This is a genomic window from Bifidobacterium boum, assembly GCF_000741535.1.
GTDB lineage: Bacteria > Actinomycetota > Actinomycetes > Actinomycetales > Bifidobacteriaceae > Bifidobacterium > Bifidobacterium boum.
Window position 1 is genome coordinate 1 of the sequence record NZ_JGYQ01000002.1, and the last position, 20,596, is coordinate 20,596.

Sequence of the window (20,596 nt, forward strand, 5' to 3'; positions counted from 1 at the left end):
CGAAACAATCACTTTACTCGGACGACGGGGAGACACCCCGCGCATCACACTCCGATCCTTCAGCACACACGCGTCCACCATCCGGTCCCCAACCCACCACACTCCCCCCGTATGCGAGGCGTGCGGGATGACAATCGAAGATTTGCGGCGGCCATGGCCCAGGGGAGACGCCCGGACCCATTCCGAACCCGGAAGCGAAGACCTGGCACGGCGATGGTACTGCACCCGACAGGATGTGGGAGAGTAGCACGCCGCCGCACCAACACGTAACACGACGGCCCCGACAGGATCCAAACCCTGCCGGGGCCGTCCCCATACGACCGGAACCCCCCACACACAACCACCCCCCGACACACGGGACACCCGGAAACACAACAGGGACAGCCCCGCGCGCGCCCGCCGCAACAACACGACACAACAACCCACAACAACACAACAATAATTACCACCCCAGTAGAGACCGGGATCGGTTGTTTCCAAGACAGACATACACGATGTTCGCGCGCGATACCATCACGCGTGTGTGCGAGATATCCGAAGTGCGATTAGACTGTTCTTGTACATTGTCCATACTTCATGGCCTCGGTCAACGAGCATACATGGCTGTCGACAACAGTGTTGTCAAGGAGAATTCATGACGAGTCAGATGATCAAGGAATACGCTGAGCCTCTCACTACCCCGATTGACTCCGATCGAGGCATCTTCACCATTCTTGAAGATCGTGCGGCGCGTACCCCGGAAGAAACCCTGATTGAGTATCGGGATGCTCAAGGCGTATGGCGGCATTTCACCGCGATGGAATTCAAAGACAAGGTTGTCGCCTTGGCAAAAGGGCTTATTGCACGCGGTGTGATGCCCGGGGATTCCGTCGGCATCATCGCGCATACATCCTGGCAATGGACGGCACTCGACCAGGCGATCATGGCTATCGGCGCGGTGACGGTTCCGGTGTATGAAACGAATTCACCTGCTCAAGTGCGTATGATTTTCAACGATTCCCACGTCCGGATGGCGTTCGCTGAGGATGACAAGCAGCGTGACAAGATTGAATCCGTGCGTGAGGAATGCCCCGAGTTGGGTGACGTGTATGTCATTGCCATTGACGCGCTTGACGCGATCGAGGCGTTCGGCAAAGGCGTATCGGATCGTGAGTTCTATGAGCGTGCTCGCGCCGTGCGTGGCGATGATCTAGCCACTATCGTCTACACTTCCGGCTCTACGGGAACCCCGAAAGGGATCGAACTGACCCATGGCAATTTCGTGTTTATTGTGATGTCCGGAACCATCACCATGCCCGATGTTGTAACCAAGCCTGGCCGCAGGCTGTGGTTGTTCCTGCCGTTGGCTCACGTGTTCGCCCGATACATGCAGTATGTGTGTTTCGCCGGGAATGTGACGCTCGGCCTGTCCAGTAATTTCAAGACGATGCTCGCCGACTTCCAAGCGTTCAAACCCACGTTCGTGCTCGCAGTGCCTCGCGTGTTCGAAAAAATCTACAATGCCGCATCGCAGAAAGCCGGTAAGGGCGTGAAAGGCCGTATTTTCGCGCGTGCCGCACGGACAGCGCGGGAATGGTCTCGGGCGCAGCAGTCAGACCAGGGTATTCCTGTCGGTCTCCAACTGCAGCATGCGATATACAATCGTCTGGTTTATCGTCAGATTATGGACGTATTCGGCGGTAGTTGCGAGTACGCGGTGTGCGGTGGCGCCCCGCTTGACATGTCAATCGCCCATTTCTTCAACGGTGTCGGCTTGCCTTTGCTGGAAGGCTATGGCATGACAGAAACCTGTGCGCCGGCGTGCGTGAACCCTACGGTCGGATATCGTATCGGCACGCTCGGTAAGCCGTTCCAAGGTGTGAGTTTCGCTGTCGCTGACGACGGCGAGTTGTGCATCAAGAGCCCGGCAGTGTGCAAGGGATACCATAATCATCCTGAAATCACGGAAAGCCAGATTGTTGACGGATGGTTGCATACCGGCGATCTTGGCGATATCAGTGACGACGGTTATATCAAGGTCACCGGCCGTAAGAAGGATATCATCATCACTGCTGGCGGCAAGAACATGTCTCCGGGTGAGGTTGAGGCGAGTGTCATGACATCCCCCGTGGTGGACCAGTGCGTGGTGATTGGCGACCGTAAACCGTTCATCGCCGCGCTCGTCACCATTGATTTGGCGGATGCGAACGCTTGGCTTGAATCACAAGGTGCGGAACCATGCAAGGATCTTGCCGAGGCGAGCCGTAACCCGATTATTTACGCGGAGGTCGAGCGTGCGGTCAACAAGGCGAATGAACTGGTGTCGCGTGCGGAATCCATCCGCAAGTTCGAAATCCTTCCCGACACGTTCACCGAACAGAACGGTTTGCTGACGGCGAGTCTCAAAGCGCGGCGACAGGCTATCGTCAAGCACTATCAGGATTTGATCGACAATACGATTTATGTGCCGCGGAAGAAATAAGAGGAACAGCAATACCTCAGCTTCATGATGATCAAGCCGCTTGGCGGTACCCATGCCGTCCGGCGGCTTTTTCGTGCGTATCGTGAACGTTGTGCCTACACGGCGCACACCTGGCATCCATACGGGGAGGGAACAGTTGCCGAAAGAACATGCGAGGCTCGATCAGGTTGCCGCACGAGTCAATGAGGGGAACTTGACACAGGCGGAATCACCACAGTCCAGACGCAGCCGGATATTTACCGCTTTACGTTGGGCTGTTCCGAATACAATACCCGTACTGACCGGATATCTGTTCCTCGGGCTGACATACGGGGTGCTGATGACGACCCACGGATTCCCGTTCTGGCTTCCGATCGTCACGGCACTGGTGATTTATACCGGATCGATGGAGTTCCTCCTGGTCGGGATTCTGTCCTCCTCGTTCAACCCGCTATCGGCATTCCTGACCGCGGTGGTCGTTGGCGCCCGTCATCTGTTCTACGGAATCGCCATGCTGGGCAAATACCGGAACATGGGGTGGAAGAAAGCGTATCTTATCTACACTACGAGTGATGAGACGTTTTCAGTGAACTATTCGGCGCACATTCCACAGGATCAGCATGTGGATCGTGGATGGTTCTACTTGTGGGTTTCCTTCCTTGACCAGATGTATTGGGTTATTGGCAGTGCAGTCGGAGGCTTGTTCGGCAGCCTGATCACCGTGGATGTCCGCGGGCTTGATTTCGTGATGACCGCCATGTTCATGGTGATTTTCCTGCAACAGTGGTTCCAGGATGGTACCTCACCCAGACGGATACTGCCGGACCATGTCTGTGAACTGATCGGCGTTCTGGGGTCGCTCGCCGCCCTGTTGGTATTCGGTCCGGATCGGTTCATGATACCGGCCATGGTCATTATTCTTGTGGCATTGCTGGCGATACGGCGTCCATGGGAACGCCGGGGTAAGAACACAGAGGAGAAGCGATGACCTGGCAGCAGCAGCTGATTACCATCCTTGTTGTGATTCTCGGCACGGTGGCGACACGGTTCACCCCATACTTGGTGTTTTCCGAGACACGCCCGATACCGCCTGTCATCAAGTATCTTGGCAAAGTGCTGGCGCCCGCGGTATTCGGTCTGCTGGTCGTGTACTGTTTGAGGAATGTGAGTGTCACCGGCGGCTCTCACGGCGTGCCGGAACTCGTATCCCTGCTGGTTGTTACAGGATTGTATGTGTGGAAGCGTGACATGCTTGTTCCCATGGCCGGCGGCACACTGTGCTACATGGTGCTCATCCACCTGATGTAACGCACGTGCGCGACATGGTTGTGCACGTATAATGGCGGTAACCCGGCGCTACGCGGTGGGATTCTGCACAACGCGCATACGTTCGAAAGGCGGCATTGATGATTCTCACAACGACTCCGACAGTGGAAGGCCACCGGATTGTCGAATACAAGCCGATTGTTTTCGGCGAAGTGGTTTCCGGCGTGAACTTCGTCAAAGACATGTTCGCCGGTGCCAGGAATTTCTTCGGCGGCAGATCGCAAGCCTATGAGGATGAGCTCACTCGTGCACGCGAGGAAGCTCTGAACGAGATGGCTCAGCGGGCGCAACAGTATGGCGCCAACGCGGTCGTCGGAGTGGATATCGACTATGAGACGCTCGGCGAGGGCGGTGGCATGCTCATGGTCACCGCAAGCGGTACCGCGGTTGTCGTCGCCTGACCGCCTGATGCTTGGCAATGTCCGGTGCTGTCGGACACGGTGACGGTGAACGGTGGGGATACGCGTGGTCGACAGAAGATGACGACGTCGGAATCATCGGCCGATACATAATAGTGATAGGAGGTATACGCATGTCGCGACAAGAGACGATTCACAAGAACGGGCAGACGGAGCCGACATCCGCGATTGCACTGTCAGACGTGGAATTCCGTCGGCGGGGACGCGTCATCCTCACTGATGTCAACCTGACAATCAGACGTGGCGAGAAATGGGTGCTGTTCGGTCCTAACGGCATCGGCAAATCCACGCTGGTGAACATGATGAGCACCCGAGGATTCCCGTCGGAAGGCACCGTCGACATTCTGGGTAATCGGCTCGGCAAAGTCGATGTGTTCTCATACCGTCCGCTGATCGGATTGAGCTCGGCGTCGCTTGCACGTGAACTGCCGCCGGGGGAGGATCCGCTTGATGCGGTTGTCACTGCGCTTACGGCTACACTGGGTCGTTGGCGAGACTCGTATACGCCGCAGGAATACGAGCAGGCCCGCCGGCTGATGGCCGAATTCAACATCTCCTATCTTGAAGGCAAACAAATGTACCGCCTGTCTGAAGGGGAACGTACCCGCGTGCTGATTTGCAGGGCGCTTATGGCAGACCCGCAGCTGCTGATTTTGGATGAGCCGACTACAGGCCTTGACTTGGGCGGGCGTGAAATCGCGTTGCGGGCACTCGCCCGGATCGGCAGGGAGGATACCGAGCGTACCGTGGTACTGGTCACGCACCGGTTGGAAGAGATTCCCCAAGGATTCGACCATGTTGCGATGATGGGCAGACTGTCGGGATCCGAGGCTGACGCATATGCGACGAATGTGGCGGGCGGCGATCCGCAACCCGGCACAATCGTGTACGCCGGCGACTTGGAGCACGGTTTTACTTCCGAACGGCTCAGCGAGATTTTCGGGCTTGAACTGACCGTCACACACGAGCATGGTCGGTGGGGCGCGTACGCCCGTTGACGGGTTCACCCGGTCGCGGAAGATGATGGACAATATGCGTGGAAAAGTCCGCTGCATGAATTCAAGAAAGGACATTATGCCGAATCGAGGGCCGTTACGGGCGGGGGAGAAAGTGCAATTCACCGACCGGAAAGGGAAGCGGATCACCGACCAGCTGATTGTCGGAGGGACAACGCAGACCGAACACGGGCTGATCGTCCACGATCAAGTCATCGGCGCCAGTGAAGGAACCGTGGTGACGACGGTTCGGGCGAAACGTGAATCACAAGTCAATCAGGAGCATCCCGAGCGCGACAGCGGCAAGCCATGGAAGTCGGTTCGGGCGATCGGCGGATGGCAGTATGCCGTCATGCGGCCAAGACTCGCGGATTACGTGCTGTCCATGCCTCGCGGCGCCCAAATCATGTATCCCAAGGATATTGCGCAGGTCATTCAACTGGGGGATATCCGCCGTGGAATGCGTGTGCTTGAATCCGGCGCCGGGTCCGGGGCGATGAGCTTGAACCTGCTGGATGCGGTCGGGCCTGACGGGGCGCTGACCACAATCGAGATGCGTCCGGAATTCGCGAAAGTCGCTGTGGGCAACGCCACCGTGTATTTCGGCGAACAGCCAGCATGGTGGGATATGCGTGTCGGTGATTTCGATACTGTGGCGGCCACATTGCCGGAACATTCATACGACCGCATCATGCTGGACATGCTTGACCCGTGGAATCGTTTGGAGCAGGCGCATCGGGTCATCACCCCGGGCGGCGTGCTTGTCGCCTACATTACGACGACAACGCAGATGAGCCGCATGGTTGAAGCGTTGCGCGAGTCCGGCGTGTGGACTGAACCGGATATTCAAGAAACCCTTGAACGCAGTTGGAAAGCCCAGGGGCTCGCGGTCCGTCCAGACCATCAGATGATCGGACACACCGGGTTCCTTGTAGTGTCACGCGCGATGGCGGACGGGTATGAGGCGCTGCGCAAACGTGACCGGGCGACCAAAGACACGACCACCGATATTGATGATCTGAGTGTAAGCCAGCGCGCCGAACAGCTTGAGGATTTGGAGCTCAGGGATATTTCAGATCGTAAACTGCGCAAAGTGCTGCGCGATTTGGATACGCAGGTGGCGAATCTACCGCACACCGATGATGCCGACAATACTGGCACCACTGATGCTGCTGGCAACTCAAGGGAGGTTTGAATGGGACAATCGTTGAAGAAACTCGCCAAGAGAGTGGCGCAATACCAGTACGTGCTGCTGGTCATGCGGCATGCGAAAACCGAGCCTGCGAATATGTCCGGGGATAGGGCGCGTGAACTGACGGACAAAGGACGCAAACAAGCCAAATCGGTGGGTAAAGGGCTTGACGCGTTCGGGTTGGTGCCCGACCGTATCGCTTGTTCGGGAGCCGTCCGTGCTGAACAGACCCTCGACCGGATGCTGAAAGTGTTCGGCGACGGTCCGAAAGTCGATTACCGGCAAAGCCTGTACGAGGGTGGCGTTCAAGCGGTGTTCGACGAGATCGCTCGTACGCCGGACAAGTATCATACGTTGATGGTGGTCGGGCATGAGCCGACCGTATCATTGGCATGCGGGTGGATCGCTTCGGAAAACAGTGATCGGTCGATGCTCGATTTGTTGCAGTTGGGATTGTCCCCGGCATCTGTCGTGGTGCTCGCATCCAACGCCCCGTTCTCGACGTGGCAAGTCCACGCGGCGGACCTGTTGGCCGTGCTGAACCCCAAGGATTTCGACGATTAACACCGTGCCGCATACGCTGAGGATGGTACAACGGTCCTGATGATATAAGACGGGTTTATAACGACACCCCCAATCGGCTAATGACCTTGTTGCGCGGATTTTTGATATGGTAAGCGCGTTGCAATAGAGACCATTTCCGATTTTGGAGGACAGCCATATGACAGCACTGACGTCGGTATCAGGATTCCCGCGTATCGGCAGCAATCGCGAGCTCAAGAAAATCATCGAAGGATACTGGAAGGGCGCGAACACGCTCGACGATGTGCGCGCCACCGCCAAGCAGCTGCGCACCAAGCATTGGAAGCTGCAGCAGACTGCCGGCATCGACCTCATCCCGAGCAACGATTTCAGCTACTACGACCAGATGCTTGATACCGCAATCCTGCTGGGTGCCGTCCCCGCACGCTACCAGCGTTTGGGCTTCGAGCAGCCTGAGGACACGCTGTTCGCCATCGGCCGCGGCTATCAAGGCGACAAAGGCGATGTGACCGCCCTGCCGATGAAGAAATGGTTCACCACCAACTACCATTACATCGTGCCGGAGATCGAAAGCTCCACGCAGATTCACCTGGCCAGCACCAAACCGTTCGACGAGTTCAACGAAGCGAAAGCGCTGGGCATCGTCACCAAGCCGGTGCTCATCGGCCCGTACACTTTCCTCAAACTCGCCCGCGACCCGCAAGCTGAGGAACTCGAGTTCGACCGCGGCCTGATCAACGACATCGCCTCCGTCTACGCGCAAGTGCTCAGCAAGTTCGGCGAACTGGGAGCCCAGTGGGTGCAATTCGACGAGCCATATCTCGTGCTCGACAAGGAAGACGGGGACGTCGAACTGTTCAAGAGCCTGTACGCCAAGATCCTGCCCGCCCGCGACGGCAAGGTCAAACTGCTGCTCAACACCTACTTCGGTCACATCGCCGACATCTACGAAACCGTCAACCTGCTCGGTTTCGACGGTATCGGGCTTGACCTGATTGAAGGCAAGGACGAAAACCTCGCAGCCGTAGACAAGTACGGTGTCGCCAAGGGGACGACCATCTTCGCCGGCGTCGTCAACGGCCGCAACATCTGGCGCAACGATTACGCCATCAGCCTCGGCGTGATTGACGCGCTGCGCACCAAGACCGACAACATCGCCGTCTCCACCGCATGCTCCCTGCTGCACGTGCCGTTCAGCACAGCAGGGGAGAACGGACTCGAACCGCAGGTTCTCAAGCATTTCGCATTCGCAGTCGAAAAGCTCGGCGAACTGCACGACATCGCTGTTCTCGCCGACCAGGATGATGCCGCACGCCGTGACGCCAAGGCGCTCGCCGACAATCAGGCGCTGTTCGACGGCACCCGCGTCACCCCGGACCAAGCGGTCGCCAAGCGTCTCGCCGCACTGACCGCAGACGATTTCGTCCGTCAGCCGGCGCGCGCCGAACGCCAGAGGCTGCAGCGCGAGGCACTCGGTTTGCCGCTGCTGCCCACTACCACCATCGGTTCCTTCCCGCAGACCAAGGAAGTGCGCGCCGAGCGCGCCCGCCTGCGCAAGGGCGAAATCACGCGTGACCAGTACGACGAGTTCATCAAGCAGCAGATCGACGAGTGCATCAAGCATCAGGAGCAGATCGGCCTCGACGTCCTCGTCCACGGCGAATTCGAACGCAACGACATGGTCGAATACTTCGGCCAGCATCTCAACGGCTTCCTGTTCACCAAGAACGCTTGGGTGCAGTCCTACGGCACCCGCTGCGTCAAGCCTCCGATCGTGTGGGGCGACGTTTCCCGCGCCGAGCCGATCACCGTCGCATGGAGCGCCTACGCGCAGTCCCGCACCAAGCACATCATGAAGGGCATGCTCACCGGCCCGGTGACCATCCTCAACTGGTCCTGGCCGCGTGAGGACGTCAGCCATGAGCTGCAAACCCAGCAGCTGGCGCTCGCCATCCGTGACGAAGTGCTCGACCTGGAGAAGGCCGGCATCAAGGTCATCCAGATCGATGAGGCGGCTTTGCGTGAGAAGCTGCCGCTGCGCAAGAGCGACTGGCACAAGAAGTACCTGGATTGGGCGATTCCGGCGTTCCGTCTGGTGCATTCCGCAGTCAAGCCCACAACCCAGATCCACACGCATATGTGTTATTCGGAGTTCAACGACATCATCCGTGATATCGACGCGATGGATGCGGATGTCATCTCCTTCGAAGCATCCCGCGGTGATCTTGTCGTGCTTGACGCGATCCATGACGCGAACTTTGAGACCGAAGCTGGCCCGGGCGTGTATGACATCCACTCGCCGCGTATCCCGAGCGAAGCGGAAATCGAACACAGGATCGACGAGATCCTCGCCAAGATGGACGTCAACAAGGTGTGGATCAACCCGGATTGCGGTTTGAAGACCCGCGGCAACGCGGAAACCTGGCCGAGCCTGGAGCATCTGGTGGCTGCCGCCAAGGCGGTGCGCGCACGACTGGAGAAGTGACATGCATCAGCCGATGTTCTCCATCGAGGTGTTCCCGCCCAAGCGCAATGCGCCGGTGGGAACCATCTACGATACGCTCGACGGCTTGCAGGGACTCAACCCCGACTTCATTTCGGTGACGTACGGGACCGGCAAATCCTCCGATCGGACGGCGACCGCGCGCATCGCGAACACCATCCGCAAGGAATACGACATTCCGGCAGTCGCCCACCTGACCGCGCAATATACGACACGCGAACAGGTTGACGAGGCGCTTGACATGTTCAAGCAGGCCGGAGTGTCCGCGGTGCTCGCGCTGCGCGGAGACCCGGTGCCGGGCCGCGAACCCGAAGGGGCATTCGAACATGCCAGTGATCTGGTCGCCTATATTCGCGAGCATGACCCAGACATGACGATTTTCGGGGCATGCTACCCGGAATGTCACCCCCAGGCCACCGACTTGGATGAGGACATCCGCAACCTCAAAATCAAAGTTGACGCTGGTGCAAGCCACTTGATCTCCCAGTTGTTCTACGACAACGCAGACTTCTACCATTTCCTTGACAAGGCGCGAGCCGCGGGTATTGATGTGCCGATTGAGGCTGGCATCATGCCCGTGACCAACGCCAAGCAGATTCGTCGGATGGTGCGTATGTGCTCATCGCGTGTGCCGCTGCCGCTGGAATCCCTGCTCGACAAATGGGGCGACGACCCGAAGACACTCAAGCAGGCGGGTGTCATCTATGCGTCGAACCAGATCGCCGATCTTGTCGCCCACGGGGTTGACGGTGTTCACCTGTACTCGATGAACAAGCCCGCTGTCACACGGCAGATATGGCATAACGTCGAGGATTTGTTCTCGCCCGCGCAAACGGGCACGGACTTCGCCTGAGTAATCTATTGCAACAAGCCGGCGGACGGTCGCATCATTCGTGGTGCATCGTCCGCCGGCTTTTTTATGCTGCGTGCGGGTGTGGCCGTTCGGGTGCGGCGGGCGGATGCCGCGCACCGGGAGTTAAGCCAAGCGGAGACGGTGAAAGCGACGGCAGACAAGCAGTCCGCGAGCGCCTTATTGCGCCGCCATGCGACTATTCAATCACATCACAAGCAGATAGATAGTTGGGCGGTACGCTCGCGTCCGCCACACTCCGCAACGGCTGGCGTATATTGGAAGTATGGATTCTTCGCCGGCATATCCTTTCAGCACCCGTGACCTCATCCATATCGGATTCCAACGGTTGGATGAGGCACGATCGGCGTTCACCACGCTCGATGCATACGGCGTGGATGCCGAGCATATCCGCCACATCGCCGACGCATTGGCGAGCGCCCTCGACCCGGACACCGCTCTCGACAACCTTGTCGGCATCATCGAAAGCTTGCCTGCCCACGATGACGGCCTGCACTCCATTCTCGAGGATGATACCGCAGCTCGCAAGCTCATCGCCGTGCTCGGATCCAGCGACAAGCTGGGCAAACTCATGCGCACCCGACCCGATCTGATCCGCGCGGCAGCCCTTGACCCATGCCGTAGCTGCGATTACAACCATGCGCAGCGGGTGGCCAAGCTTCTTGACGCCGTGCAGGCGGTAAGTCTCGAGTTGGGGGATGCGCAGTCGGAGGGCCAGACGCATCTGGCCTACGAATCATCCCTGCCGTTGGCTGAGGCTACCGACCGCCTGCGTGCCGCTTACCGTCGTCAACTCGCTGCCATCATCGCGGTCGATGCCACGGCGGAGCATCCTGATGATATTCAGCCGCGAATCAGCAAGGCACTCTCTGATCTCGCAGACGCCGCGCTTGAAGCGGCGCTCGCCATCGCCCGGCATGAGACCCCGGACAGCGCGCGATGCCGGTTCAGCATCATAGGCATGGGCAAGCTGGGAGCCCAAGAACTCAATTACGTCTCCGATGTCGATCTGATCTATGTGGTCGAACCCACCGACAGCGATACGAGTGCCACCATGCTCACGCGCATCGGCACCCGTCTAGGCACCATGCTGCAACGCGTCTGCCAATCCGTCATCGCGGGATCCACCGAACCGCCATTATGGCAGATCGACGGCGGTCTGAGACCTGAAGGCAAAGACGGCCCACTGGTCCGGCGTCTCGAATCGCACCGCACGTATTACGAGCAGTGGGCGCAGAACTGGGAATTCCAAGCGCTGCTCAAAGCCCGTCCCGCCGCAGGCGATAGCGAACTGGCGCAAGCCTACCTTGACATGACCCGCCCGTTCGTCTGGTCCGCATCCAAACACGACAATTTCGTCCAAGACTGCCAGCAGATGCGTCAACGTGTCGAACGGCTCATCCCCGATAATCTCAAAGACCGAGAAATCAAACTCGGCCGGGGCGGGCTCAGGGACGTCGAATTCACCGTGCAAATGCTGCAGCTGGTCCACGGGCGTTCCGACACGACATTGCGCAAACGCGGCACGCTGGACGCGCTCAAAGCGCTCGCGGACGGCGGGTACGTCTCGCGCAAGCAATCCGTGAAACTCGCCGAGGACTACCGGTTCGAACGCGTGCTCGAACATCGTCAGCAAATGTGGGAACTCAAACGCACCCACCTATTCCCCGATTTGGGGGCCGGCAGCATCGGCGGTCTTGAACGCAAGCGGGATATCGATCTCGACGCGTTGAACCACAACATGGAACTCCGACGGCTCGCACGCGTGTTCGGCCTGCATCCCGAAGAACTCGTCGAACGCTACGATGAGACGCGACGCGAAGTCAGACGGTTGCATTTGGACATCTACTACCGGCCGATGCTGCCAATCAGCGCGCGCATGAACGACGACCAGATCACCCTGTCCGACCAGGCGACCCGCGAACGGTTCGAATCCATCGGCTTCGCCGACCCGGACGCCGCCATGCGGCACGTCAAAGCACTCACCTACGGGCTGTCACGCGCCGCGCGCATCAACCGCATCATCCTTCCAGCCGTCCTCCAATGGCTCGGCGAAGGGCAGAATCCGGATATGGGATTGCTCAACTGGAGACGCTTGGAAGAACATTTCGGCGAGGACAGCGACTACTTGGGGTTCCTGCGTGACTCCCAATCCGCCGCACAACGGCTGTGCCACATCCTATCCAATTCGCGGTTCCTGGGTGATGCGCTCAACCGTTCGGTCGAATCCGTGACCTGGCTGGGCGATGACGACGAGCTCCGACCACGCACCCGAGCCAGTCTCGACGTACAATGCGACGGCATCATCACCCGCAACCAGTCAAGCTTGAAAGACGCCGCCACACTACTGCGAGCCATGAGACGACATGAAATCGAACGCATCGGCCTGGGTTGGATGAGCGGTGTAATCGACGACGACGCCACCCTGACCGGCATGACCGACGTGTATGACGCGATCATCGACGCCGCCTTGTGCTGGGCATTGGAGCACCGCCGCGACATGATGGGCTTGGACGGGTATCCAGCGGACATCACGGTCATCGGCATGGGACGGTACGGCGGCAGGGAAATCAACTTCAGCTCCGATGCCGACGCGATACTCATCTACCGGGCAAATGACGCAGGAACAGACGGGCAGGAGACACCCGACGAGGCGCTCGCCGGCTCGTATGCCAGGCAGGTCACCGACGATGTCCGTGCGCTGCTGCAAGGACCGTCCACCTTGGAACCACGCATCGATTTGGATCTCGACCTGCGTCCGGAAGGCAAGAACGGGCCGCTGATTCGTTCCTACGCCTCCTGCGAGGAATACTACGGGTCGTGGGCGAGCACGTGGGAGCGCCAAGCGTTGATCCGTGCGCGATTCGCCGCCGGGGACAGTGTGCTCGCGCATGATTTCCTGACAAACATCGCCGACCCGATGCGCTATCCGACCTCGCCGTTGACCGACCAGCAGATCGGCGAAATCCGCAAGCTCAAAGCCCGTATGGAAGCCGAACGCCTGCCGAGGGGAGTACGTCGCGACCGGCATCTGAAACTCGGCAAAGGCGGCTTGTCCGACGTGGAATGGACCGTGCAGCTGTTGCAGCTCGAACACGCCGGCACCTGCCCGCAGCTTCGCACCGGCTCCACGATGGGGGCGCTCGAGGCGCTTGAAGCCGAAGGAATCGTCGGGCGCAAAGATACGGACACGCTGCGTCGCGCATGGCGGATTTGCACCGCCGCCCGCAACGGCAACTATCTGTGGTCGGGACGCGCCACCCGGGCGGACATCCTGCCTGACGATCTTGATTCCCTCGGCGGCATGGCGGTGTACCTCGGATACGGCGCGAATCGTGGTCAGCGTTTTGAAAACGACATTCTCGCGTTGATGCGCCAATGCCGAGAAGTTGTCGAACGCTTGTTCTACGGGCAGCAATAGGCGATCATCGGCGAGTCCACGGCAAGCGCCCGCACAACGGACCCTCCCATTCGGCCGGGGTTCGCCGGCATCCGTGGACACTCGCCGACGGTCGTCGGCATGTCCCTGAATCGTCCTACAGTTGGCTAGGTCACATAAGGTGGCCACCTGTCAACAGGAAGGTGAGCCTTGTCTGAACACAGCACCCAGTTACCGACATCCGGCGTTCCCCAAGATACCGAGCCGTCCATGGTCGGCAAAAGCGTGGTCACGCTCGATGATTTGACGACATCCCAAATCGTCGATCTGCTGCATAAAGCGCAATACATCGAAACACATCGTCATGAGGTGGCGCATACCTGCGACGGCAGGGTGCTGGCCACCCTTTTTTATGAGCCCAGCACGCGTACCCGACTGAGCTTTGAAACGGCTATGCTCCGGCTCGGCGGCCACGTGATCGGTTTCGCCGGCGCTCAATTGTCTTCAGTGACCAAGGGTGAATCCATCGCCGACACCGTCAAAACCGTATCCAATCTCGTCGATGTCATCGCGATGCGCCACCCCAAAGAAGGCGCCGCACTCGTGGCTGCCCGTGCGGCCAAGGATTTCGGCATCCCCGTCATCAACGCCGGTGACGGCGGCCACATGCACCCCACCCAGACGCTCGCCGACCTTGCCACCATCACATCACGCTACGGCAGGATCACCGGCCTGACCATCGGCCTGTGCGGCGATCTGACGTTCGGCCGTACCGTGCATTCGCTGGTCGAGACGCTGTGCCGGTTCGGCAACGTGAACTTCGTGCTCATCAGCCCCGACGAGCTCAAGATGCCCCGGTATGTGATCGACCGCATCAAACGCGCCCCCTCGTGCACATACACCGAAGTGCGCGACCTCGCTGCCGTGATCGGCGACCTTGACGTGCTGTACATGACCCGCGTGCAGAAGGAACGCTTCTTCAACGAGGACGATTACCTGCGTCTGCGCGACACCTATATTCTCGACGAAGCGAAACTCCAGCGCGCCAAGCCGGACATGGCCGTGCTTCACCCGCTGCCGCGCGTCAACGAAATCTCCGTAGACGTCGACCATGACCCGCGCGCCGCCTACTTCGAACAGGTGCACAACGGCATGCTCATGCGCATGGCTTTGGAAAGCTCGGTGGTCGGCGACACGCTGCCCGGATATGAGGAATGGAAGAACCAGGAGGTCCACGCCTGATGGAAGTCACCAGCATTCGCAACGGCATCATCATCGACCATGTGCCTGCGGGCACCGCACTCAAGGTCCTGCAATACTTGAGGATCGACCCGACCAGTACGAAGCTGGCGCTCATTATGAACACCGACAGCAAGCAGTATGGTTCGAAGGACATCATCAAAATCGAGGACGCGGGGGACTTGAACCTTGACGTGCTCGGTTTCATCGCCCGCCAAGCGACCATCGACATCGTGCGCGGCGGCAAGATCGTGCGCAAGGAGAAGCCGAACCTGCCTGAGCATATGGTCAATGTCATCACCTGCAAGAATCCGCGGTGCGTGACCACCACCGAACGCGGCATCGACCAGATGTTCCATCTGGTGCATTCGGAACGCCAGGAATACCGTTGCGACTATTGCGACGAGGAAGCCAAGCTCTAAGCCACGTGCCGCAGGCGCGCCGACGAAAGGAACCAAGAGTATGCTCACGCTGCATGACATCCGCGTATGGGATACGGGGGAGAGAATCGATCTGGTCATCCCCGGCACGGACAGCCGGCGATTCTTCGACGAGCCCGGCGCGGTGTCCGAAGGCGCGTTTGACGCTTCAACGCTGACGGTCGCTCCCGGATTCGCCGACCCGCACGTCCACTTCCGCGACCCCGGACAGACCTATAAGGAATCCATGCGTTCCGGGTGCGCCGCAGCGGCTTCCGGAGGGTACACGCGGGTGCTGATCATGCCGAACACGTTGCCTGCGATGGACGGCAAACCAGTCCGTGCGGGCGCGCCTGGCGCCGATGACGTGTTGGCCGCCCAAGCGCGCGACACCATCGATTATCTCCAGCATTACGACGCGACCCATGATGGCATGCTGCCGGTGCGCTATGACTTGTGCGTATGCGCTTCGGTGGACCGTGCCGGAGGGGAGGCGAGCGACCCCAAAGACTGGCAAGACCAGTTGCCCGGCGTGAATGATGACAGCAAGGATCCGTACCAGCGGGCGCACCCGGTCACCGCGATCAGCGATGACGGCGCTGCCGTGCCGGACGCGATTCTCGACCAGGTGCTCGCCAATGCGCAAGCCACCGGGCTGTATCTCATCGAGCATTGCGAGCATCATGACAGCGGCATCATCAACGAGGGACCGGTCAGCCATAAGCTCGGCGTACCCGGCATCCCCGAAGACACTGAGCTGCGCATCGTCACGCGCGATATCGAAGCGGCGCGCCGTACCGGCGTACACATCCACTTCCAACACGTCAGCACCGCCGGATCCTTCGAAGCGATCCGCGCAGCCAAGTCGGAAGGCCTGCCCATCACCTGCGAAACCGCACCGCATTATCTGGCGTTGAACGATGAGGCGATCTTCAAGTACGGCGTCATGGCGAAAATGAACCCGCCGCTACGGTCCGAGGCCGACCGTCGCGCCACGGTCGCGGCGATCGCGGACGGGACGGTCGACCTGATCGCCACCGATCATGCCCCGCACGCGCAATCGGAGAAGGAAGCAGGCTTGGAACAGGCGCCGAACGGCATCATCGGGCTGGAATGCGCTTACGGCGTATGCCATCGGGTGCTGGTGGACGGCGGATATATTTCCGACCGTCGGCTCATCGAACTCATGTCCACGGCTCCCGAACATCTCATGGGGCACACGCCGACCGACATCGCCGGACTGTTGAACACGACCGCGCGTTGCGCGACCAAGCGTACGCTCGACCTGACGGCGGTCGAGCATCCCGAAACCGTGGACCTGGTGATCCTCGACACGTCCCGCCATTGGACGGTGGACAAGAACCGCTTCCACTCCAAGGCACGCAACACGCCATTCGACGGCTGGCAGGTCACCGGCATGCCGCTCGCCACGGTCATCGGTTCGCAGCTGGTGTTTTCCCGTATCGGCGCCTGACCCGGCATCTTGACACGTTCCGTTCAGAAAAGAGAAGACAACATGGACAAGCTTATCGAAGCGATCAAGGCGACACAGAATCCGAGCGTGGTCGGGCTCGACCCGACCGACCAGGTGGTTCCTGCGGCACTGATCGACTCTTTCCGCGAGGAGGTCGCCGACCAGGTTGATGACCCCGCTGAAATCCCCGCCATGCAGCGGGCGGTCGCCTACTTCGAATTCAACCGTGCGATCATCGACGCGATCGCAGGCATCGTTCCGGCTGTCAAACCGCAGATCGCCATGTATGAGGCGTTGGGACCGGCCGGCGTCGACACCTACGAGATGACATGCGAATACGCGCAATCCCAAGGCCTGTACGTGCTGGGGGATGTCAAACGCGGCGATATCGGCTCGACAGCCGCCGCATACGCCAAGCATCTGGGCGGACTTGCCGCCAACAACGGTGAAGCGCTCGACCTGTGGCATGAGGACGCCGTCACCGTCAACCCGTACTTGGGTACGGACGGCATCACCCCGTTCGTTGATGCCGCCCAAGCCGCCGACAAGGACATGTTCGTACTGGTACGCACTTCCAACCCGTCAAGCAAGGAAATCCAAGAGCTGGAACTCGCCGACGGCACCCGCCTGTATGAGCGGGTCGCCGACTTGGTCGAAGGATGGGGCGCCGACACGATCGGCGCATCCGGATATTCACGTGTCGGCGCGGTCGTGGGCGCCACCCATCCTGAGCAGGGCAAGCAATTACGCGAACGTATGCCACACACGTTCTTCCTGGTTCCCGGCTACGGGGCGCAAGGCGGTACCGCAGCCGATGTCGCCGGCATGTTCGACGAGCAGGGTTCCGGTGCAATCGTCAACTCGTCACGTGGCATCATCGGCGCATGGCGCAAGAACGGCGGATACAGCGACGGCATGTCCGCCGACGACATGCTCGGCCTTGTCGCCTCCAGCGCCCGGGACGCGGCGCTCGCCATGCGCGACGACCTCGAGGCCGCGCTCGCCTGACACACCCGTAACATAGCGAAACAACAAGCCCCGTACAATGCGGGCGTCGGCTCCGGCCGTGATCGAGCTTTTATCAGCTACCAAGCCCAAAGGAGAGGCAATGGCTAACGCAACGTTCATCCCGACCTTCGACGTGACCGCCGAAGCGTCCCGCGCGGGACGCTTCCCCGGCAGGCGTACCGTACCGGTGGTGGATAACCGCAGACTGTCCGACGGTATTTACCGTTTGACGTTCCGTGACAGCTATATCGCCGGTCACGCCAAGCCTGCACAATTCGTCGACGTGTATTCCGCTGACCCTACGCGCCTGATGCCGCGGCCGTTCGGCGTCAGCGAGGTCGAGGGTGATGATGTCAGCCTGATTTTCGCAGTCGTCGGCAAAGGCACCGAAGAGTTCTCCCATCTTGCCGCCGGCGACACGGTTGACGTGATGGGCCCGTTGGGCAAGGGGTTCGATATGAAAGCGCCGGCCAACTATGTGCTGGTGGCTGGCGGTCTTGGCGTGCCGCCGCTGTTGTATGCCGCGCAGAAGCTTGCGCTGCGTGATGACGCGACCGCGACCGCGGCTTTCGGGTATCGTGACGAACGCTTCGCCGATGATCTGGTCGCCAAATACGCTGAACGAGTGGAAAGCATCACCAACGCGCAAGGCAATGTCGTTGATTTGCTCAACTCGATTGAGGATTCTCTGATCCACGGCGACCTGCCCCCGGTGATCTTGTCGTGTGGGCCGATGCCGATGATGCGCGCCGTCGCCTCATGGGCTCTCGCGCGTGGTATCCCATGCCAGCTGAGCCTCGAGGCGCGCATGGGCTGCGGGTACGGCACCTGCTACGTGTGCGTCGTCGATACGGCCGCGGGACGCCAGAAGGTGTGTGTCGCCGGCCCGGTATTCACACCGGAACAACTCGGATGGGACAAGTAGAGGTCACGGGATGCAGGAGCAGCAGATGAACAAGCAGGTCAACGTGTATGAGCCGCACGAGTGGAAGCACAGCACCATTGTCGCCGGCGTCGAGTGGAAAAACCCGGTGGGCACGGCTTCCGGCACCTTCCAGTATGACGCATGCCACTGGTTCTATGATGTCAGCCAGATGGGCGCGGTCACCACCAAGGGTGTTTCCCCGGTCCCATGGGAAGGTAATCCTGGTCCGCGCACCACGGAAAGCCCTTCGGGCACGGTCAATTCGGTCGGCTTACAGAACCCCGGTGTCGACCATTATCTCGTCGACGAACTGCCCAAGCTCAAGAAGGAAGGCGCAACCGTCATCACCAACGTGGCTGGCCATTGCGATGACGATTATGCCGAAGTGGTCGCCAAGCTTGCCGACTGTCCGGCGGACATGCTGGAAATCAACGTCAGCTGCCCGAACGTCACGCATGGCGGGATGAGCGTGGGCACCGACCCGGTGGCGTTGAACCGGTTGATCACCCGGCTGCGCCATATCACGTCGAAGCCTCTGATTGTCAAACTCACCCCGAACGTGACTGATATCGTTTCCATTGCGAAAGCCGCGGTGGATGGTGGCGCCGACGCGTTGAGCATGATCAACACGCTGGTCGGTATGCGTATCGATATCCGTACCGGCGAGCCGATTCTCGCGAACCGTACCGGTGGCGTGTCCGGACCGGCGGTGCTCCCGGTGGGGTTGAGCTTCGTGTGGCGTGTCCGGCAGGCGTTGCCTGATATTCCGATCATCGGCATCGGTGGTATTGATTCGGGGGAGAAGGCGCTGGAATACTTGTATGCCGGCGCGAACGCCGTCGAAGTCGGCGCCGCAGCATTGTATGAGCCGACCGCTCCGATGCGTGTGGCGCGTGAGCTTGACGACCTGCTCGATTCGAGGCCGCAACTGGCTGCGAAACTCGCCGCCGGCCAGACTTGGCGCTGACCGGTCACCCCCTTCGCGGTACGCTTGATTGTGGTACGCCATGCGTTCATGCCGGTTCTGGTGTGCGCGCATGGCTGGATACAGAAAGGACAGTCTCGCATATGACTGAGAACATGCCGCTTGACCGCAGGTTCACCGCGTTCCTCCTGCAGTCGCAGGCGTTGAAATTCGGGGATTTCACGTTGAAATCAGGGCGTCGTTCCCCGTATTTCATCAACGCGGGAGCCTTCGACACCGGCCGGAAGATCGCGTTGCTCGGCTCGTTCTACGCTGAGAAGATCAACGAGGCGATTGCCGACGGGACTTTGCCTGAGGATATCGATACCGTGTTCGGACCGGCCTACAAGGGTATCCCGCTGGCGGTTTCCACAGCGATCGCGCTGACCGCGCAATACGATAGGGGTGTCGGCTACACGTTCGACCGTAAGGAACGTAAGGATCATGGGGACGGCGGCATGTTCGTCGGCACCCAGTTGCGTGACGGGATGAAGGTTCTGCTGGTTGATGATGTGATGACCGCCGGCACCGCCGTGCGTGAAGTCGTTCCGAAACTTCGTGAAGCGGCCGATGTCCAGATCGTCGGACTTGTTCTGTCAGTCGACCGTATGGAGAAAACGCGCGACAGTGATATGTCCGCTGTGGCCGCGGTACGGCAGGAGTTCGGCTTCCCGGTCGTTTCCATCGCGAATGTGCGCGAGATCTTCGACGCCGCATCACAGATGACCGGCGATGATGGTCTGCCGCTGCTTGACGAGGACATCAAGACGCGTGCCAAAGAGTATCTCGATACGTATGGTGCGTGACCGCGTACACTGCTGAAACGGCGTTCGGCCGGGAACCTCCGCACAGGGTTCCCGGCCGAACGCCGTTTCAGCGGGCAGGGGTCGACGCCTCGC

Annotated in this window: 17 protein-coding genes and 1 rRNA gene; all 18 read left to right on the plus strand. The window is 59.9% G+C overall.

Translation table 11 applies throughout. The features are described 5' to 3' along the window. Window positions 1-143: 143 nt before the first annotated feature. Window positions 144-260: ribosomal RNA gene (gene rrf / locus BBOU_RS00015) — 5S ribosomal RNA — on the plus strand. A gap of 386 nt (window positions 261-646) precedes the next feature. Then, complete coding sequence (locus BBOU_RS00020; protein WP_033490441.1) at window positions 647-2,461, plus strand: AMP-dependent synthetase/ligase; 1,815 nt, start codon at window positions 647-649, stop codon at window positions 2,459-2,461. Window positions 2,462-2,513: 52 nt separating this feature from the next. Beyond that, entirely contained in the window at window positions 2,514-3,428 is a 915-nt protein-coding gene (locus BBOU_RS00025) for an AzlC family ABC transporter permease (RefSeq protein WP_081815511.1), read from the plus strand. Continuing rightward, complete coding sequence (locus BBOU_RS00030; protein WP_026502860.1) at window positions 3,425-3,748, plus strand: branched-chain amino acid transporter permease; 324 nt, start codon at window positions 3,425-3,427, stop codon at window positions 3,746-3,748. Before BBOU_RS00025 ends, BBOU_RS00030 begins: the two co-directional genes overlap by 4 nt. Window positions 3,749-3,843: 95 nt before the next feature. Next, complete coding sequence (locus tag BBOU_RS00035) at window positions 3,844-4,167, plus strand: putative heavy metal-binding protein (RefSeq protein WP_202961002.1); 324 nt, start codon at window positions 3,844-3,846, stop codon at window positions 4,165-4,167. Window positions 4,168-4,298: 131 nt separating this feature from the next. Further along, complete coding sequence (locus BBOU_RS00040; protein ID WP_033490395.1) at window positions 4,299-5,183, plus strand: ABC transporter ATP-binding protein; 885 nt, start codon at window positions 4,299-4,301, stop codon at window positions 5,181-5,183. 73 nt (window positions 5,184-5,256) lie between these two features. Next, window positions 5,257-6,375 (plus strand): tRNA (adenine-N1)-methyltransferase, encoded by a 1,119-nt coding sequence (locus tag BBOU_RS00045; protein ID WP_051616778.1) that lies wholly within the window; start codon window positions 5,257-5,259, stop codon window positions 6,373-6,375. Further along, entirely contained in the window at window positions 6,376-6,936 is a 561-nt protein-coding gene (locus BBOU_RS00050; protein ID WP_026502863.1) for a SixA phosphatase family protein, read from the plus strand. A 157-nt stretch (window positions 6,937-7,093) separates the two neighbouring features. After that, window positions 7,094-9,400, plus strand: coding sequence for a 5-methyltetrahydropteroyltriglutamate--homocysteine S-methyltransferase (gene metE, locus BBOU_RS00055; RefSeq protein WP_026502864.1), 2,307 nt, complete (start codon window positions 7,094-7,096; stop codon window positions 9,398-9,400). Between the two features lies 1 nt (window position 9,401). After that, window positions 9,402-10,271 carry a methylenetetrahydrofolate reductase [NAD(P)H] gene (gene metF / locus BBOU_RS00060; protein WP_026502865.1) on the plus strand — a complete coding sequence of 290 codons (870 nt, stop codon included), beginning with the start codon at window positions 9,402-9,404 and terminating at the stop codon, window positions 10,269-10,271. A 283-nt stretch (window positions 10,272-10,554) separates the two neighbouring features. Further along, window positions 10,555-13,710: a bifunctional [glutamine synthetase] adenylyltransferase/[glutamine synthetase]-adenylyl-L-tyrosine phosphorylase gene (locus BBOU_RS00065; RefSeq protein ID WP_026502866.1), complete on the plus strand. Its 3,156-nt coding sequence runs from the start codon at window positions 10,555-10,557 to the stop codon at window positions 13,708-13,710. A 228-nt stretch (window positions 13,711-13,938) separates the two neighbouring features. Then, window positions 13,939-14,910: an aspartate carbamoyltransferase gene (gene pyrB / locus BBOU_RS00070; protein WP_026502867.1), complete on the plus strand. Its 972-nt coding sequence runs from the start codon at window positions 13,939-13,941 to the stop codon at window positions 14,908-14,910. Beyond that, window positions 14,910-15,329, plus strand: coding sequence for an aspartate carbamoyltransferase regulatory subunit (locus tag BBOU_RS00075; RefSeq protein WP_026502868.1), 420 nt, complete (start codon window positions 14,910-14,912; stop codon window positions 15,327-15,329). The genes pyrB and BBOU_RS00075 overlap by 1 nt, the downstream gene beginning before the upstream one ends. A 40-nt stretch (window positions 15,330-15,369) precedes the next feature. Next, the gene (locus tag BBOU_RS00080; protein ID WP_026502869.1) at window positions 15,370-16,800 is read left to right on the plus strand and encodes a dihydroorotase; all 1,431 of its coding nucleotides are present in this window, start codon (window positions 15,370-15,372) and stop codon (window positions 16,798-16,800) included. Between the two features lie 42 nt (window positions 16,801-16,842). Next, the gene (gene pyrF / locus BBOU_RS00085) at window positions 16,843-17,808 is read left to right on the plus strand and encodes an orotidine-5'-phosphate decarboxylase (protein ID WP_026502870.1); all 966 of its coding nucleotides are present in this window, start codon (window positions 16,843-16,845) and stop codon (window positions 17,806-17,808) included. Window positions 17,809-17,908: 100 nt separating this feature from the next. Next, window positions 17,909-18,733, plus strand: coding sequence for a dihydroorotate dehydrogenase electron transfer subunit (locus tag BBOU_RS00090; protein WP_026502871.1), 825 nt, complete (start codon window positions 17,909-17,911; stop codon window positions 18,731-18,733). A gap of 25 nt (window positions 18,734-18,758) precedes the next feature. Next, entirely contained in the window at window positions 18,759-19,700 is a 942-nt protein-coding gene (locus BBOU_RS00095) for a dihydroorotate dehydrogenase (protein WP_152595633.1), read from the plus strand. Window positions 19,701-19,801: 101 nt separating this feature from the next. Further along, on the plus strand, window positions 19,802-20,503 hold the full coding sequence (pyrE, locus tag BBOU_RS00100) for an orotate phosphoribosyltransferase (protein ID WP_026502873.1): 702 nt from the start codon (window positions 19,802-19,804) through the stop codon (window positions 20,501-20,503). The last annotated feature ends 93 nt before the right edge of the window (window positions 20,504-20,596 follow it).

Coding starts and splice junctions, on each gene's coding strand:
- BBOU_RS00020 (WP_033490441.1), top strand. CDS start 647: ATGATCAAGGAATACGCTGAGCCTCTCACTACCCCGATTGACTCCGAT.
- BBOU_RS00025 (WP_081815511.1), top strand. CDS start 2,514: ATGCCGTCCGGCGGCTTTTTCGTGCGTATCGTGAACGTTGTGCCTACA.
- BBOU_RS00030 (WP_026502860.1), top strand. CDS start 3,425: ATGACCTGGCAGCAGCAGCTGATTACCATCCTTGTTGTGATTCTCGGC.
- BBOU_RS00040 (WP_033490395.1), top strand. CDS start 4,299: ATGTCGCGACAAGAGACGATTCACAAGAACGGGCAGACGGAGCCGACA.
- BBOU_RS00050 (WP_026502863.1), top strand. CDS start 6,376: ATGGGACAATCGTTGAAGAAACTCGCCAAGAGAGTGGCGCAATACCAG.
- metE (WP_026502864.1), top strand. CDS start 7,094: ATGACAGCACTGACGTCGGTATCAGGATTCCCGCGTATCGGCAGCAAT.
- metF (WP_026502865.1), top strand. CDS start 9,402: ATGCATCAGCCGATGTTCTCCATCGAGGTGTTCCCGCCCAAGCGCAAT.
- BBOU_RS00065 (WP_026502866.1), top strand. CDS start 10,555: ATGGATTCTTCGCCGGCATATCCTTTCAGCACCCGTGACCTCATCCAT.
- pyrB (WP_026502867.1), top strand. CDS start 13,939: ATGGTCGGCAAAAGCGTGGTCACGCTCGATGATTTGACGACATCCCAA.
- BBOU_RS00075 (WP_026502868.1), top strand. CDS start 14,910: ATGGAAGTCACCAGCATTCGCAACGGCATCATCATCGACCATGTGCCT.
- BBOU_RS00080 (WP_026502869.1), top strand. CDS start 15,370: ATGCTCACGCTGCATGACATCCGCGTATGGGATACGGGGGAGAGAATC.
- pyrF (WP_026502870.1), top strand. CDS start 16,843: ATGGACAAGCTTATCGAAGCGATCAAGGCGACACAGAATCCGAGCGTG.
- BBOU_RS00090 (WP_026502871.1), top strand. CDS start 17,909: ATGGCTAACGCAACGTTCATCCCGACCTTCGACGTGACCGCCGAAGCG.
- BBOU_RS00095 (WP_152595633.1), top strand. CDS start 18,759: ATGAACAAGCAGGTCAACGTGTATGAGCCGCACGAGTGGAAGCACAGC.
- pyrE (WP_026502873.1), top strand. CDS start 19,802: ATGACTGAGAACATGCCGCTTGACCGCAGGTTCACCGCGTTCCTCCTG.